The organism is Alteromonas sp. 4NH20-0104, assembly GCF_057547795.1.
Genome location: NZ_BAAJLP010000013.1, coordinates 67,867 through 84,144, shown reverse-complemented (window position 1 = coordinate 84,144; position 16,278 = coordinate 67,867). Strand labels below are relative to the sequence as shown.

13 protein-coding genes are annotated in these 16,278 nt (G+C 49.6%); 6 read left to right on the top strand and 7 right to left on the bottom strand.

Annotation, left to right across the window (positions count from 1 at the left end; genetic code table 11):
- Window positions 1-127: 127 nt before the first annotated feature.
- Entirely contained in the window at window positions 128-2,380 is a 2,253-nt protein-coding gene (parC, locus tag AC27IB_RS11170; RefSeq protein ID WP_487120939.1) for a DNA topoisomerase IV subunit A, read from the bottom strand.
- Window positions 2,381-2,609: 229 nt separating this feature from the next.
- On the opposite strand from parC, the gene AC27IB_RS11165 reads away from it, so the two are divergent.
- Entirely contained in the window at window positions 2,610-5,747 is a 3,138-nt protein-coding gene (locus AC27IB_RS11165; protein WP_296044226.1) for a hybrid sensor histidine kinase/response regulator, read from the top strand.
- On the opposite strand, the gene AC27IB_RS11160 is transcribed toward AC27IB_RS11165, so the two are convergent.
- Together AC27IB_RS11160 and AC27IB_RS11155 are read right to left on the bottom strand one after the other, a co-directional pair.
- Complete coding sequence (locus AC27IB_RS11160) at window positions 5,744-6,433, bottom strand: DUF2982 domain-containing protein (protein ID WP_487120937.1); 690 nt, start codon at window positions 6,431-6,433, stop codon at window positions 5,744-5,746. The two genes, AC27IB_RS11165 and AC27IB_RS11160, sit on opposite strands and share 4 nt — an antisense overlap.
- Window positions 6,417-6,590, bottom strand: coding sequence for a hypothetical protein (locus tag AC27IB_RS11155; RefSeq protein WP_487120935.1), 174 nt, complete (start codon window positions 6,588-6,590; stop codon window positions 6,417-6,419). The genes AC27IB_RS11160 and AC27IB_RS11155 overlap by 17 nt, the downstream gene beginning before the upstream one ends.
- A 199-nt stretch (window positions 6,591-6,789) precedes the next feature.
- On the opposite strand from AC27IB_RS11155, the gene AC27IB_RS11150 reads away from it, so the two are divergent.
- From AC27IB_RS11150 to AC27IB_RS11135, 4 genes are read left to right on the top strand one after another with little or no spacing between them, the layout of a single operon-like run.
- Complete coding sequence (locus AC27IB_RS11150) at window positions 6,790-7,800, top strand: aspartate carbamoyltransferase (protein WP_296044230.1); 1,011 nt, start codon at window positions 6,790-6,792, stop codon at window positions 7,798-7,800.
- A 6-nt stretch (window positions 7,801-7,806) separates the two neighbouring features.
- Window positions 7,807-9,087, top strand: a complete 1,281-nt coding sequence (hemL, locus tag AC27IB_RS11145) for a glutamate-1-semialdehyde 2,1-aminomutase (RefSeq protein ID WP_487120933.1) — start codon at window positions 7,807-7,809, stop codon at window positions 9,085-9,087.
- A 30-nt stretch (window positions 9,088-9,117) separates the two neighbouring features.
- The gene (locus AC27IB_RS11140) at window positions 9,118-10,191 is read left to right on the top strand and encodes an adenylate/guanylate cyclase domain-containing protein (RefSeq protein ID WP_487120931.1); all 1,074 of its coding nucleotides are present in this window, start codon (window positions 9,118-9,120) and stop codon (window positions 10,189-10,191) included.
- Window positions 10,192-10,207: 16 nt separating this feature from the next.
- Window positions 10,208-10,417, top strand: coding sequence for a hypothetical protein (locus AC27IB_RS11135; protein WP_487120929.1), 210 nt, complete (start codon window positions 10,208-10,210; stop codon window positions 10,415-10,417).
- 101 nt (window positions 10,418-10,518) lie between these two features.
- Here the strand turns inward: AC27IB_RS11135 and htpX are convergent, their stop codons facing one another.
- The 4 genes from htpX to ggt form a co-directional block, all read right to left on the bottom strand.
- Window positions 10,519-11,397, bottom strand: coding sequence for a protease HtpX (gene htpX / locus AC27IB_RS11130; protein ID WP_296044238.1), 879 nt, complete (start codon window positions 11,395-11,397; stop codon window positions 10,519-10,521).
- A 128-nt stretch (window positions 11,398-11,525) separates the two neighbouring features.
- Entirely contained in the window at window positions 11,526-12,404 is an 879-nt protein-coding gene (nhaR, locus tag AC27IB_RS11125) for a transcriptional activator NhaR (RefSeq protein ID WP_296044240.1), read from the bottom strand.
- A 15-nt stretch (window positions 12,405-12,419) separates the two neighbouring features.
- Window positions 12,420-13,337, bottom strand: a complete 918-nt coding sequence (locus AC27IB_RS11120) for a Dyp-type peroxidase (protein WP_296044242.1) — start codon at window positions 13,335-13,337, stop codon at window positions 12,420-12,422.
- Window positions 13,338-13,379: 42 nt separating this feature from the next.
- Window positions 13,380-15,068, bottom strand: coding sequence for a gamma-glutamyltransferase (ggt, locus tag AC27IB_RS11115; protein ID WP_487120983.1), 1,689 nt, complete (start codon window positions 15,066-15,068; stop codon window positions 13,380-13,382).
- 421 nt (window positions 15,069-15,489) lie between these two features.
- Between ggt and AC27IB_RS11110 the strand changes: the two genes are divergently transcribed.
- A complete protein-coding gene (locus tag AC27IB_RS11110) occupies window positions 15,490-16,242 on the top strand; it encodes a glycosyltransferase family 2 protein (protein ID WP_487120926.1) in 753 nt (250 codons plus the stop codon).
- The last annotated feature ends 36 nt before the right edge of the window (window positions 16,243-16,278 follow it).

The window sequence follows — 16,278 nt, the reverse complement described above, 5'->3', positions numbered from 1 at the left end:
GAAGAAGTCGCTGAAAGCACACGAAAATTGCACATCAAAACGGGATTTTTAGACTAAAGGAGACATTGAGACCGGAATAAGCTGCAAAATAGCGTAGCGCCCTGCAGAATGAGGGCGCACAAGAGAACTAGATTTCGATGTCGACCTGATCGACACGTTGTAAGCCACGGGGCAGCTTATTTCCGCGACGGCCACGTTCGCCCTGATAATGAGCGAGGTCTTCAGCCGTGAGCGTCATACTCCGTTTGCCGGCCGTAATTTTCACCGAAGCACCTTCCGGAACAACGGCAAGAACCTTCACATATTCTTCGTGAATTTGTGCTTTAGCCGACGGAATGCTGATAAGTTTGTTGCCTTTCCCTTTGCCTAAACTTGGCAAATCCCGTAGCGGGAACAGTAACATTCGCCCCTCATTTGAGATTGCCATACACCAGTCGGTCTGCAGGTTATCCACCCGCTGAGGAGTGAGAACCTTGGCACCGATTGGCAGATTGAGATAGGCTTTACCGGCTTTGTTTTTACTTATCATATCGGCAAAGGTGCCCACAAACCCATAGCCGGCATCCGAGGCCATCAGGTATTTGCCGTCATCGTTGCCCATCACCACATGACTAAATTGCTCTTGGGCTACCACACTGAACCGACCCGTTAAGGGTTCGCCCTGACTCCGGGCTGACGGCAATCCATGGGCATCACAGGAGAATGCCCGCCCGGACGTATCCAAAAATACGACCGGCTGATTACTGCGGCCCTGAGCACTGGCGAGGAATTTATCGCCGGATTTATAACTCAGTGCTTCAGCATCTATATCATGGCCTTTGGCACAGCGTGCCCAGCCTTTTTCTGATAACACCACAGTTACCGCTTCACTGGGTACCAGTTCTTTTTCGCTTAATGCCTTGGCTTCCGCTCGTTCCACAATAGGCGAACGGCGATCGTCACCATAGGTTTCGGCATCCTGCAGGATTTCTTTCTTGATCAACGTTTTTAAACGGCGGTCAGAGCCGAGTAACTGCTGCAGATGATCGCGCTCTTTCTCCAGTTCTTCCTGCTCACCACGAATTTTCATTTCTTCGAGCTTGGCAAGATGACGCAGTTTTAATTCGAGTATAGCTTCCGCCTGTTTATCACTCAGGCTAAAGCGGCGCATCAGCTCCGCTTTGGGCTCGTCATGAAAGCGGATAATTTCAATCACTTCATCGATATTCAAAAAGGCAATCATCAAACCTTCAAGAATATGTAACCTGGCCAGCACTTTATCCAAACGGAACTGCAAACGACGGGTTACCGTGTCTTTTCTGAACACCAGCCACTCGCTGAGAATGGTTCTTAAGTCTTTAACCTGCGGCCGGCCATCGAGTCCTATCATATTGAGGTTGACGCGATAGCTTTTTTCCAGATCGGTGGTGGCAAACAGATGCTGCATCAGTTGCTCGGTGTCGACCCGATTAGAGCGCGGAATCACCACCAGCCGTGTTGGGTTTTCGTGATCCGACTCATCCCGCAAATCACTGACCATCGGCAGTTTCTTCGCCTGCATCTGCCCGGCTATCTGTTCCAGAATTTTGGCGCCGGATGACTGGTGAGGCAAAGCGGTGATCACCACATCACCATTTTCTTCGTGGTACCTGGCTCGCATTTTAATGCTGCCTCGACCGGTCTCGTATAATTTACGAATGTCACTGCGCGGCGTAATAATTTCGGCGTCGGTGGGATAGTCAGGACCCTGAATATCTTCGAGCAATTCATGTAACTCGGTTTTAATGTTGTCGAGTAACCTGGCACAGGCATAGGCCACTTCGCGCACATTGTGAGGCGGAATATCGGTTGCCATACCCACCGCGATACCAGTGACTCCATTAAGTAAAATATGCGGTAACCGGGCAGGCAGCACCAGGGGTTCGTTCAGGGTACCGTCGAAATTCGGGGTCCAGTCAACCGTCCCCTGTCCCACTTCTGATAACAGGACTTCACTGAATTTAGACAGCCGCGCTTCGGTATAACGCATGGCAGCAAAAGACTTGGGATCGTCCGGCGCCCCCCAGTTACCCTGGCCATCGACCAGCGGATAACGATACGAAAAAGGCTGCGCCATTAACACCATAGCTTCATAACACGCTGAATCGCCATGGGGGTGGAATTTACCCAGTACATCACCCACCGTACGGGCTGACTTTTTATACTTCGCCGTTGAACTCAGGCCCAGATCAGACATCGCGTAAATGATGCGCCGCTGCACGGGTTTGAGGCCGTCACCAATGTTAGGTAAGGCGCGGTCCATGATGACATACATGGAGTAATTCAAATAAGCGTCTTCAGTAAATCGTCGAATCGGGAGCTGTTCGACACCGTCTTGGTTAATGGTAATTTCGTCGCTCATGGTTACTGTTTTATTCTCGTCTTATTATTTATACCAATCCGCCGGGGAATAGTGAGTTGCCGCAATGACTCTCATCCCATTGTGAGTGAATCCGCCATGAAGCGCAATAGATCATCTCTGTCACCTCTGGCAGATTAATCCTTATTCAATCAAGCTTTTGCAGAGGAGCCAAAGTTAGGGTTTAATAAGCACTCGGCAACCGCCATCTGTATTTAAAGGCGCATTCATTTTGAACGGCAAATTCCCCGTTATCCGCTGGTTACTTTTGCTTACCTGGCTGAGCCTGCCAGTTCAGGCCGGTGTGCACCTGTACGATGGAGAACAAACCCAACTGCTGGCCGACAACTTTGCCATTCAGCATGAACAGGCAACGCCCTTTACCATTAGTGAAATCCTCAAACGTCGCCACGAGTTTATTTATCAGGCTGACAATAACCCCAATTACGGCTTCAGTGATAAAGGCTTATGGCTTCACGCCGAGCTGTCGAATCTGTCGCATAATGCTGACTGGGTATTCTCATTAAATTTCAGTCAGCTCGATACGGTGGATTTTTACCTGATAATTAATGGCGAGGTGGTCTCACAAAGCCACCAGGGAAAACTGCAGCGCGAACAGCTCTACCGCATTCCTACCTTTAACACCAACATTCCGATTGGTGAAGAAGCCGAATTATTTATCCGCATACAAAGCGATTCGTCCAGTCTGATTGCCCCTATTTATGTGATGTCGGAAGTGGCCGAAGTGCGCATCAGTCAAATTGATAATCTCATCTGGGGCTTGTTTTATGGCGGACTGTTTATTCTGGCTATTTATAACCTGGTGCTGTTTATCGGCTCACGGGAGCACAGCCTGATTGCCTATGTAGCCTATATTGTGACCGTACTGGTCTGGCAGTTTGTCTGGGGCGGTCATATCGACTTCTTCTTTGCCGATACGCTGTCGCCACTGCTTTCGCCCTACACGTCACTTATTTTCTCGTTAATAGGCATTAGTTCCGGGATATTCTCGTTAATTTTTCTGGAAACCAAAACCAACTCCCCCTCCATGCACCCGGTGGTTGTGGCATTTTTGTGGTTACAGGGCGTGATGGGGCTGGCTACTATTATCGATATTTTCCCGCCGGTATGGGAACACAATCTGGTGTATGGGGTCGGCATGCTGTCGATTACCAGCTACATTGCGGCGGGCTTTGAGGCCTATAGCAAACGTTATCGGCCGGCTCGTTACTTCATTTTTGCCTGGGGCATTTTAGCCACCGGGGCCATTGTCGGAATGCTTAGCCTGGTAGGTATTCTGCCATCCAATCTGCTTACCACTTATTGTTTTCAGGCGGCCGTATTCTGCGAAGCCGGCCTCTTTTCAATCGCTTTGATGGAAAAAAGCCGCGGTCAGCTGGAAAGTGAAGTCAGTGAAGCCACCGACGAACTGCGCCACAACATGGAGCTCATAGAAGAGCAGAACGCCAGGCTCGACATTGCCCGCAAAGATGCCATTAAAGCCAGTAATGTAAAGTCGCAGTTTCTGGCTAACATGAGTCACGAAATACGCACACCACTCAATGCCATTTTAGGCTTCAGCAAAGAACTGACGAATCTGACCCTGCCGGTAGATAAGATGGAGCAGGTCCGAATCATTAATACCGCAGCCGACAATTTGCTCACTATCGTCAACGACGTACTGGATTTCTCAAAAATCGAAGCCGGTAAGCTCCAAATCAACAATCAGCCGTTTTCACCCAACTCGCTGATTGAAGAAATGGTGACCATCATGTCGAAGTCGGCGCATATGAAGGGCCTGGAATTTATCCTCGAACTAGGTCCGCTGCCTGAAAAGCTGATTGGAGACGTGTTCCGGATCCGCCAAATCCTTAACAACCTGTTGAGTAACGCACTCAAATTTACCTCCTCCGGCTATATAAAACTGGCGGTGGAAGGTAAGGCATTGCAGCATGGCATTCATGAACTTGAAATAAAGGTCGAAGATACCGGTATCGGTATAAGTCGCAAAGACAAAAACAAGCTGTTCAGTGCATTTTCGCAAATCGATGATGCTCTGAACCGCAGCTATCAGGGTACCGGTTTGGGCCTGGTTATCTGCCAGGAACTGGTAAAACTCATGCGTGGTCACCTCACGCTTAAAACCACGCCGGGGCAAGGCAGTATCTTTACGGTTGTGCTACGTACCAACCAATTGAGCCAGCGTTACGCATTATCGCCCTTACCGGAATGGCAAAGTAAGCGGGTTTTAATTTTTGACCCACATCCGGTCAGCCGTCGCGCCAGTGCGCAAATGATGATTGGACTGGGAGCGAAGGTCTATTGCGTCGAATCCATTGCTCACCTCAACTCAGTCAGGGATGAGTTTGATTACCTGTTCGCCACCCTGCCCACACTCAAACAGGCAGGCCGTGAGCAAATGCTGGAAACACTGTGCCTGTTCAAAGCCAGCAAGCGTATTTTATGGTATTCAGGTGATGAGCCGCTGACCGACTTCCCCGCCTATATCGATGATTTCGAGGCTCAGGTCCGAATGCCACTGACCCTTACCAAGCTGGAAGGGATTGTTCATGGCACTATCAAAGAAAAAGCCTCCTCTCAGCAAAGTAAGCTTAATACGTTACCTAAGGCCCGTATTCTGGCGGTCGACGACATGGATATGAACCTGAAGCTTCTGGATACCTGGCTGGCTGACTCGCCGGTTCAACTGACCTTATCCACCAGCGGCCAGGACTCGGTGAACCGTTGTAAAAATCAAGAGTTTGATTTAATTCTTATGGACGTACAAATGCCAGGAATGGACGGCATTCAGGCCACCCGCCACATCCGCAAAACGCCATTGAATGCAGGCACGCCCATCATTGCTGTTACCGCTCATGCCTTTAAGGAAGAACAGGAGCGTCTGCTGTCTTCAGGCATGGAAGATTACCTGCCCAAGCCCATCGAATTTGCCACCCTGATCGCCCTTATTAAACGCTGGTGTCAGGGCGTGGATAGCAGCGCCATGGCCCTGCCTACCCTGGACTGGCAGTTGGCTCTTAAACGGGCCAATCAGAACCGCGATCTGGCAATGGAACTGCTGGGTGAGTTCATTGTTCATTTACCCCAGGCCGCAGAAGTTATCAGAAGTGAATGGGACGCCCGTAATTATCAGGGAGTACAGGACGAAATCCATCGCCTGCACGGTGCCTGTTGCTATACCGGTGTCCCTAAGCTACAGGCACTGGCCAATGAAATGGAATCAGCGCTGAAACTGGGCAATCATTATGAGGTGGCTGAGATGCTGCCGACGATTATTCTTGAGTGTGAAATAGCAGCCGCTCAGGCTAACAAGTTTATTGAGGACAACCGTTCGTTTAATGCCGACTAGGCACTGTCTCTCAACCTTGCTACCTGACACTCTCGCAACAGGCCAACAAATTCTTCCGGCTCGCGGTCTAATTCGCTGGCAGAGATAAACACGTCGTAACCCAGAGCACTTCTTACTGCTGTCATCCGGTTGGCTAGAATCGCCTTGATCCCGGTTAAGGTCTGGCCGTTTTCCAGTGTAAAGGGTTTATCTTCAAACATACTGCTGCTGTAGCAGCCGCCGGTTGTACACGACTTATCCTGGCCGTGTACCAACAATGGCCGTTGTTCAATAATGATATGTGACGCCAATCGGGGCGATATGGTTAGCAGGAATTCGTCGTAGCATTTTAACTTAAACCCCACCAGCTCCAGAGTGTCATAGTCAAGCCCGCGGCTGACTCGGGGGCAATCGACCCGCTGGATGTCTTCCCAGGCAATCTGCCACTGCCCGCATCGATGCTGATAATTCACCCTATCGCGGCCAATGGCCAGACTGTGCGGTGGCTCGCGCAGTTTAAACCAGCCAACTAAAATGGTTACAATGCCTCCACTGACTGCGAAAACAAGGGGTAAAAACAGCCAGTCAGGGCTCAGAGACATCGCCGTTGAAGCGATCAGGAGCACCGCTACGCCAATGAGTAGTGTGGTCAGGCCATTGCGTTTAGCCGTAGAGCGGATAAGAATGTAATCATCGCTGGAAGACATAGAAATACACCAGAAACATTAAAATGGTCCAAACCACATACAGCCGCATACGTTTACAAAACGGGCAGTTCGTCGACCACCAGTTTGCCTTGCGCTTTTTGCCCTCACGGGATAACACGGTTCGGGCTTGTGGCTTCAGCTTATCGGGCTTATGCATACCGAGTATCGCTCTTTTAAACGGCGGATTTGAGTAAATAGTTTACCATGCCACAACGCAACAGTGACGGAATATAATTAGCACATCGATATTGGCAATACTGACGCACGGGGATATGATCCCGCGCAACGATAATCCGCACGGCAGTTAGCGATTTTTGCTACACTAGCCACAAACCAATGAGGCCGCAGCGAAATCTATGTCGAGTTTCACCGGAAATCATATTCTTTCTGTCTCTCAGTTCGATCGCGAAGCGATAGAACTGGTCTTCAGTGTTGCCCAAAGCATGGAACCCTACGCCAAGCGTCAGAAGAGAACCACTGTTCTTGACGGGGCGATATTAGGCAACCTGTTTTTCGAACCCAGCACCCGGACCAGGGTAAGCTTTGGTACGGCTTTTAATCTGCTTGGTGGCGAAGTGCGTGAAACCACCGGCATGGCCAATTCGGCACTGGCCAAGGGCGAGTCACTGTATGATACTGCCCGGGTGCTGAGTGGTTACTCTGACATCATTGCTATGCGCCATCCGGCAGCGGGTTCAGTAGCCGAGTTTGCTGAAGGCAGCAGGGTACCGGTATTAAACGGCGGCGACGGGGCCAATGAGCACCCCACTCAGGCGTTACTGGATTTGTTCACGATAAAACGGGAACTGCAGTTCAATAATAAAACCATCGATGGCTTACACATCGCGATGATCGGCGATTTACGTTACGGGCGAACCGTGCATTCACTGTCCAAGCTGCTTTGTTTATTCAAGAATGTTCGTTTTACCTTAATTTCTCCCAAAGAGCTGGCCATGCCGGATTATATTCTGGCCGCCATTGAAAACGCAGGCCACTCATTAAAAGTAACCGATCAGCTCGAAGGTAATATGGATGCCGACATTTGCTATCAGACCCGTATTCAGGAAGAACGTTTCCCTTCGCAGGACGAAGCCAATAAATACCGGGGAAAATTCCGGTTAAATCAGTCGATTTACACTCGTCATTTTCAATCTAAAACCGTTATTATGCATCCGTTACCCAGGGATTCCCGTACAGAGGCTAACGAGCTGGATAACGATCTTAATCTCAACCCTAATCTGGCAATTTTCCGACAAACCGATAATGGCGTATTAGTACGCATGGCGTTATTCGCGCTCACGCTTGGCGTGGAAAATCTGGTAAGTCAGTACGAAAAGCCTGTCATCTGGTATAGCAATAAGAGCTAAAACATTATGCAACGATCCGAACAACTATTTGAACGCGCCCAACTTTCTATTCCCGGTGGCGTAAACTCACCAGTGCGAGCGTTTAAAGCAGTGGGTGGAACGCCCCGCTTTATTCAAAAGGCAGACGGCCCGTATATTTATGATGTGGATGGCAAACAATACATCGATTATGTGCAGTCATGGGGCCCTATGGTACTGGGTCACAACAACGATAAAATTCGTGAAGCCGTTATTCATGCTGCGGCCTCCGGATTAAGTTTTGGCGCCCCCACCGAAGCTGAAATTATCATGGCCGAGAAGGTCCGCGAACTGGTGCCTTCCATGGAAATGGTAAGAATGGTTAATTCGGGTACCGAAGCCACCATGTCTGCTATTCGTCTGGCCCGTGGTTACACTGGCAGAAACAAGCTGGTTAAATTTGAAGGCTGCTACCATGGTCATGCCGACTCACTGCTGGTCAAAGCCGGTTCCGGCGCGCTGACTCTGGGCGTGCCAAGTTCACCGGGTGTGCCCGCTGATGTCGCTCAGCATACCTTAACCGTTGAATACAATAATCTGGATAGCGTAAAGCAGGTGTTCGCTGAGGTGGGTGAGGATATTGCCTGTATCATCGTTGAACCCGTGGCCGGCAATATGAATTGTATTCCGCCTGTCGAAGGCTTCTTACAAGGCCTGCGCGATATCTGTGACGAACATGGCGCCGTACTCATTTTTGATGAAGTGATGACCGGCTTCCGCGTTAGCCGCGGCGGCGCACAAGAGCGCTATGGCATTACACCTGATTTAACCTGTCTGGGTAAGGTCATCGGTGGTGGAATGCCTGTAGGCGCTTTTGGCGGCAAGAAATCTATCCTCACTCATATTGCGCCAACCGGCCCAATCTATCAGGCGGGCACCTTGTCGGGCAATCCAATAGCGATGGCTGCCGGTTTGGCGGCGTTGCAACAAATTGGTGAACCCGGGCTTTACGATTCTATTTTCGACAACACCAAAGCACTGGTAGAAGGATTCCAGGCAATTGCCGATGAACATGGTATTCCGTTTACCACTAACCACGCCGGTTCAATGTTTGGGTTATTCTTCACCGATGTCGACAAGGTCGTAAATTATCAACAAGCCATAAACTGCAATCAGGAACGCTTTAAGCAGTTTTATCATGGCATGCTGGATGAAGGGGTTTACCTGGCACCGGCATCTTATGAAGCGGGTTTTGTATCCAAACTGCATAACCGGGAAATTGTTGACGCCACGCTGGCAGCGGCGCGCAAAGTCTTTGCGAATTTATAACCTGGTGAACTGGTCAGGAATAATGCCGCGATGACACTGATAACCGCAGGTCTGGTCACCGGACTATTGCTCTACGCTGGGGTTGTGACCTTTTTGCTGTTTCGGCAGAGAAAAATCACCCAGCGTATTGCCCGGGCCGCTACCCGCGTTATTCCTGAGCCGGTTATTCGAAGCGACGACAGTGAACAACGCTTTCTGGAAAAAGCCGATGAGGCCATGCGGCTGAATCAAACCTTTCAAAAGTTTGTGCCAAAGCAGTTTGTCGATCATTTCGCCAAACATGGTATCGACACTCTGGTGCTTGGCCGCGCCGATGAGGACGAAGTTGCAATTTTGTTTTGTGACATTCGTGGTTTTACCGGCCTGTCGGAGAAAATGAAGCCCCAGGAGTTAATGAACTTTCTTAACTCTTACTTTTTGCGGATGAACGACCCTATCCACCAAAATGGCGGCTTTATTGATAAGTTTATTGGTGATGCCATTATGGCCTTGTTCGATCATCCGGGCGGTACCGGTACCGATAAAGCCACTGATGCAGTCAATGCCGCCCTCGACTTGCAAAAGGCCCTGCGGGTGTATAATACGCACAGAGCAAAATCCGGCTATGAAGGCATTCGGGTTGGCGTGGGTGTTCATTATGGCCCGGTGATCCTTGGTACTGTAGGCAGTGATGACAGAATGGACACCACGGTCATAGGCGATAGCGTTAACATTGCTTTTCGACTGGAAGGCCTGGCGCCAAAATATCATGCTGATATTGTTATCAGTGCGCAAACCTTAAAAGCTATCAACAACAAGCAGCAAATTGATTGCCGGGTACTCGACTTAGTCCGGGTGAAGGGCCGCCAGGCTCCTATCCGTATCTATGAGGTGCTAAACCATCTGAATGATGATATTCGCAAGCAAAAGCTTGTGGTTGCCCCTTATATCAGGGACGGCCTGGCCTGCCGAATGACCAGGGACTGGCAGGAAGCGCTGGGCCATTTCAATAAAGCTTTATTGATAGCACCGGATGACCGTCTTCTGCATTACCATATTCACACCATTGAAACACTGATACACGCTGAACTCCCGGCAGACTGGGACGGCGCGGTATCGCATTAATCAACAGGAAGACAAAGTGAGCAACGACGATATTCAGATGATTTTCCAATGGCTGATCCCGGTAGCCCTAATCATGACCGCTGTCGGCTTTGTATTAGGTAAACGTAAAACAGAGAAACCAGTGCTGACCGCCCTGTCTTTGGGCATATCAGTGTTCGTCCCTGTTGTGGCCATTGTGTATGTTATTTATCTGCTCAATAAGCCTGACCTGAGTCATCAGGAATAATCTTCGATAGCCGGCTTACCTTTTAAAAAAGCCGGGCGGGAAGTGGAAGCCCGTCCGGCAAAAAAGTCACCGATTTCCGGTAAACGGTGTAGGTTTACCGTTTACACATGCTCAGTAGTGCGAAGCGCCTGGATCCGTTGTTCCAGCGGAGGGTGACTCATAAACAGTTCTGAAAAGCTGCGTTTACCGGCAATACCAAACGCCATCATGGTACCTTCCAGTTCGCTCTCGCGGTTTGACTTAAGGCGCTCCAGTGCAGCGATCATTTTTTGCTTACCCACTAATGAAGCGGAACCAGCATCGGCACGGAACTCTCGTTGACGGGAAAACCAAAACACCACAGTGCTGGCCAGTGCGCCAAAAATGACTTCCAGAATAATCACCGTGAACATATAAGCGAAACCGCCCACTACCTCACCATCTTCATCGTTTTGCATCAGATTGCTGATTAAGCCTGCAACCACCCGGGCCAGGAAAATTACGAAGGTGTTTACCACGCCCTGAATAAGCGCCAGGGTGATCATATCGCCGTTGGCCACGTGTGATACCTCGTGGGCCAGCACAGCCTCAGCTTCTTCCTGCGTCATGTTTTGCAGCAGGCCTGTCGACACCGCAACCAACGCGTTATTGCGATTGGCGCCAGTGGCAAAAGCATTTATTTCCGGCGAGTCATAAACCGCGACTTCCGGCATGCCGATACCGGCTTTCTGGGCCTGACGTTTTACGGTCTCCAGCAGCCATTGTTCAGTCGCATTACGCGGCCGCTCTATAACAACAGCGCCGGTTGAGCGCTTTGCCAGCCACTTCGACAAAAACAATGAAATAAACGAACCACCAAAACCAAATACCGCGGCAAACACCAGTAAGCCGCCCATACTCTGGCTGTTAATACCCAGCACGGCAAACACCACACTAAGCACAATCCCGAGTACCAGTACCACGGCCAGGTTTGTGATCAGAAACAGCACAATACGTTTCATAAGAGCCTCTCTAAAAAGAAACGAAAATTAACACTGCGCATTATATAAGGACTTATACTGTAAGTTAAAATCGTATATAACTTACATTTAATCAGGCAGAAACTGATTAAAAGGAAAGCCGAACAAAATCAGTTACGAAGTGCTTTTACCAGTTGCAGTACAGCAGGATGGGTGAGTTTTCGTTCGGGTGAAATGGCATAAAGCTGCTCTGTAACACGGTTGATTACGCCCACTTTCACCAGACTGAATTGCTTTTCCAACTGCGGGGCCAACAGCAATGGCGCAGAGAAAGCGCCCAGCCCTTCCTGGGCAAAAGCCAGCATCAGCGCGCTGTCATCAAATTCTGCGGTAATATCGGGCTGAATGTCCTGAGTGCTGAACCACCCCAACAATTGTTGACGAATTAATGATTTCTTACCTTGCAGCAAAAACGGGGCATTGTGCAGCGACTGAGGAAAATGCTGACTCAGTGACTCGCTTTTATCTGCCGCGACAAACACTGCCATCGGCGATTCGGTAATCAGGTGACTGTAAGCCTTGATGTGGCTGCCGGTTTGAATAGGCTGATCCGATAACACCATATCAAGTCGGTTAACCGCCAGCTCTCCCAGCAATGAGGTTAATTCTCCCTCACGGCACACCAGCTTAACCGGTAATTGAAGTACCGGTTTTAGCATTTCGTAGACCAGCGTTTTGGGTAATACATCGGTGATCCCAACGGTAAAGCTTTGCCATTGGTTGTGCTGCTGATTCAGTACTGACTTGAGCTCTTCACCCAACTGGAAAATATCGGCCGCATAGCCCTGCACCAGTATACCCAGCTCGGTGGGTATCAGGCGGCGGGATTGTCGGGTAAACAACGATGCGCCTATGGTGTCTTCCAGCGCACTTATCTGACCGCTGATGGTCTGGGGCGTTATATGCAATAACTCGCTGACTCTGGCGATAGAGCCATGCTCGGCAACCATATAAAAATAGTAAAGCTGGTTGTAATTAATCGGCGTCATTGGTGGTTAGCGCTATCAGAGTTTGGCCTGAGACCTGATAAAGGCAATGGAAGGGGCAAAGAATGCACAGCCAGTTTCAGCTGCGGTGTAGTCGAGCCAACGATCGTACTCGCCGTCGCCGCTGCCATACACCTGACTGTGTAACATGCGCTTGAACGGTTGTGAGCTGGCGGCGCAGGTAACCGAGAACATGCCTTGCGAGTTCATATCGCCGTAGGGCATACCCTGCTTCAGCAAATCCGCTTTGCCCTGCTCGGTGCCATGAGTGCTGGCTCTGATCGTATGAGACGAAGGGTTACATTCCACGCTTGGCAAATTATGTTCTTTGGTGGTCCCCATTATTTGTTCCTGCTGGCGCTCAGATAAGCTCAACCAGCGGCGTAAATCATGCCGGAAGCGCTGAACATGTACATAGCTTCCGCCACTAAAACCATTTTCATCATCGTCGATAACGGCGACTTTGGCCCGTTGCAGCCCGCGGGGATTGTCCTGGGCATACAAATAGCCATTAAGATCGCGGCCATCCAGATAACGGAAGCCCTGGATCTGCTCTACCAGCTCCACATGAATACGTAACAGTTCCATAATTTCCAGGCCAATGGCATAGCAAATATCAATGCGGTCCGCGCGGATTTGAATAAACAGGTCGCAAGGGGTGGAAGGCGCTACGCGGTCTTCACTTTGCATGTCGGGGAATGGGGTTAGTTCAACGGGAATCGGGCCTGGGTAAAGCTCACTCCAGTAGTTACTGCCTACAGCAATGACCCCTGACACCATGGCTTCGTAATGTTCATTATCGTAATGATCAATTACTTCCAGAACCCGGCCCAGTTTAGCCCGGACCGCCTGTGAATCGTCGTCAATCACATTGAACAACAAATACTGCGCATGCAGATTGGGTTCAGCACAAATACCTTTTTGTGGTTGCGACATAGTCTTCCCGCTGTTTTTATCGTTATAGGCCGGCGTTATCAATTAGTAACCGGCAGCCTGACCATCTTTTCGGCTTTCTGATGCACCATAGTATATCTGCTTATCGGCATCATACATAATCGCTTGATAGCCACCGTAAATCCCTAATTTATTTTCCAGTTTGTGGCCTCGTTCCAATAACTCCCTTTCCGTACTAAGGGAAAACCCTCGTTCCAGACTCACCGAGCCACCGTCTTTCATCAATGTGCCGGTTGGACTGCTTGAGCCGGTATGAATAAATCGCGGTGCATCGCCAGCCTCCTGCAAATTCATACCAAAATCAATCAGATTAATAATAATTTGTGCGTGCATTTGAGGCTGTGTAGCGCCTCCCATTACACCAAAACTTAACCAGGGTTTATTGTTGCGGGTCACCATGGCCGGAATGATGGTATGAAACGGTCGTTTACTCGGCTTATACTGGTTGTGATGCCCGGGCTCCAGGGTAAACAGTTCACCTCGATTTTGCAGAATAAACCCCAGTTCAGGCGGGGTCATGCCTGAGCCCATACCACGATAATTGCTCTGAATAAGCGAAACCATGTTACCGCTGCTATCTGCCACAGTCAGATAAACGGTATCACCGTCGATCACACCGGCATCATAGCGTTTGGCCGCCTTCAATGGGTCGATGAGTGCCCGGCGCTCTTTGGCATAGGCTTTACTTATCAGTGGTTCAACCGGTATCTGGTTAAATGCCGGATCGGCGTAATATTTAGCGCGGTCTTCAAAGGCCAGTTTTTTGGCCTCTACAAAGGTATGTACGTAATCGGCAGAGTCCGGTCCCATGCCTTCAATATCGTACTGCTCAAGAATATTAAGGATCTGCAACGCGGCAATGCCCTGTCCGTTAGGCGGTAATTCCCAGACATCATAACCACGATAATTAGCCGAAACCGGGGTGACCCATTCAGAGGTGTGGGACGCTAAGTCTTCATAACTTAAATAACCGCCTTGCGCTTTCATATAAGCAGCGATAGCCCGCGCAATATCCCCTTTATAAAATGCATCCCGCCCGCCCGTGGCGATTTTTTCATAGGTGGCTGCCAGGCCTGGGTTGTTAAACACATCGCCTTTTTGCGGCACTTTACCGCCGGGCATAAAGATTGTTGAAAATCCGGGATAATGACCAATCCGGTCAACATTCATTTGCCAGTAATAAGCCACCAGCTCACTGACAGGGAAGCCATTGCGAGCGTAACGAATTGCCGGTGACAACAGTGAGGTCATGGGTAAACGGCCAAAACGCTCATGTAATTCAAACCAGCCATCAACGGCACCAGGCACCGATACAGGCAGAGGCCCGAAGGAGGGAATTTTGGTCAGTCCCTGCTCTGCAAACACTTCGGCTGTGAGCGATGCAGGTGACCGACCGGACGCATTCAAGCCGTATAACTGTTTGTTCTGAGCATCCCAGACAATAGCAAACAGGTCGCCGCCAATGCCACTGCCGGTCGGCTCCACAAGGCCCAGCATGGCATTTGCGGCAATAGCAGCGTCAATAGCGCTGCCACCTTGTTTGAGAATATCCAGACCAACCTGGGTAGCCAACGGCTGACTGGTTGCCACCATCCCCTGCCGGGCAATCACTTCAGAGCGACTGGCGAAGGGTTTTCCGGTAATTCTGTCGTAGGCACTGACACTTACAGTGACCATTAGCCCCATCATCAGACAAGTCAGCTTAGTACTCATCATGCGCTTAAATAAACTCAACATCATTATTATTACGTTACCTTTGTTATCGCGAGTGATTAACCGTATGTAAGAATTACCAGCCCGGCGTGAATCCTTTGCTTACGATACCATATTATTACAATCCTTCACTTTTTGCTTCAAAACCAAAGACCTTTAAATACGTGGGCTGAACAGCAACCGGCCAGATTTGACATTGTGGAATTAAGTTTGCAAACAGCTGTTTATCTGTCCCCTCGCTTGCAGTACTTGTGGACCCTTTTCATTTTTGTTTTTAAACATTCAGCCGCAGAGAGCCAGTACCATGAGCACAGAGTTTAGTATCGTTACGATTGTTAAGCACCGCACCCCACAACTGAATAATTTGCTCAGCAGCATAGAGCGCTCTTCGTTGTTACCGAAAGAAATGATCATTGTTTGAATGGCCTCGCCAAGTGACGAGTCACTGTTAAGCAGCGACTCGTTTAATATTCAGCACTGCTTTGCTACTCACTCGGAACTGCCGATTGCCAAAGCCCGTAACCGAGGATTTGACGCCTGTACCAGCAACCGAATTATTTATCTGGACGTAGACTGTTTGTGTCCGGAAACCCTGCTGCAAACCATGACAGAGCAACTGACCAACGGGCGGGTTGTCAGCGCCAATATTACCGACCTGCCATGCCAGGCCGAAGAGGTAACCAACAGCGTGTTAAAAGAACTCGCAGCAATGCCGGTAAAGGCCGCAGAACAACAACCTTTTGTGCATTTTGATGCCACCGCATTTGCTATCACAAAGGAAGACTTCAGCCAACTGGGCGGTTTTGATACCGACTACGATGGCTATGGCTTCAGCGATGTGGATTTTGCGATGCGCTGCAGTCAGGCCGGCCTTACATTGGTCAATACCGGCAGGCACGTGTTTAAACAATTTCATATGCATTTTAATCCGCCGCTTAACCACCTGTGTGATCTGGTAGCCAATGCGGAGCTGTTCAAACAGAAGTGGAGTTGCTACCCCTTTTGCGATTATTTCGAGAAGTTCGCCGAACTTGGTTATGTGAACGAAGATTACGAGCAAAACGGGCTCCGGGTTACCCGGCTGGCTTCAGATGAAGAGCTCGACGCGTTTTTTATTGAGCAGCCCTGTGAAGAACAACCGGAAGTTGCTGAAGATATGCGGCAAACCGCTTAACACGTTAGACATTAAAAAGCCCGGTTCAATTAATGA

What these genes read in the sequence shown, in the direction of transcription:
- hemL (WP_487120933.1), top strand. Translation starts at nt 7,807, where the DNA reads ATGCAACGATCCGAACAACTATTTGAACGCGCCCAACTTTCTATTCCC.
- AC27IB_RS11155 (WP_487120935.1), bottom strand. Translation starts at nt 6,590, where the DNA reads ATGCATAAGCCCGATAAGCTGAAGCCACAAGCCCGAACCGTGTTATCC.
- AC27IB_RS11120 (WP_296044242.1), bottom strand. Translation starts at nt 13,337, where the DNA reads ATGTCGCAACCACAAAAAGGTATTTGTGCTGAACCCAATCTGCATGCG.
- AC27IB_RS11140 (WP_487120931.1), top strand. Translation starts at nt 9,118, where the DNA reads ATGACACTGATAACCGCAGGTCTGGTCACCGGACTATTGCTCTACGCT.
- ggt (WP_487120983.1), bottom strand. Translation starts at nt 15,068, where the DNA reads ATGAGTACTAAGCTGACTTGTCTGATGATGGGGCTAATGGTCACTGTA.
- AC27IB_RS11150 (WP_296044230.1), top strand. Translation starts at nt 6,790, where the DNA reads ATGTCGAGTTTCACCGGAAATCATATTCTTTCTGTCTCTCAGTTCGAT.
- AC27IB_RS11160 (WP_487120937.1), bottom strand. Translation starts at nt 6,433, where the DNA reads ATGTCTTCCAGCGATGATTACATTCTTATCCGCTCTACGGCTAAACGC.
- htpX (WP_296044238.1), bottom strand. Translation starts at nt 11,397, where the DNA reads ATGAAACGTATTGTGCTGTTTCTGATCACAAACCTGGCCGTGGTACTG.
- nhaR (WP_296044240.1), bottom strand. Translation starts at nt 12,404, where the DNA reads ATGACGCCGATTAATTACAACCAGCTTTACTATTTTTATATGGTTGCC.
- AC27IB_RS11110 (WP_487120926.1), top strand. Translation starts at nt 15,490, where the DNA reads ATGGCCTCGCCAAGTGACGAGTCACTGTTAAGCAGCGACTCGTTTAAT.
- parC (WP_487120939.1), bottom strand. Translation starts at nt 2,380, where the DNA reads ATGAGCGACGAAATTACCATTAACCAAGACGGTGTCGAACAGCTCCCG.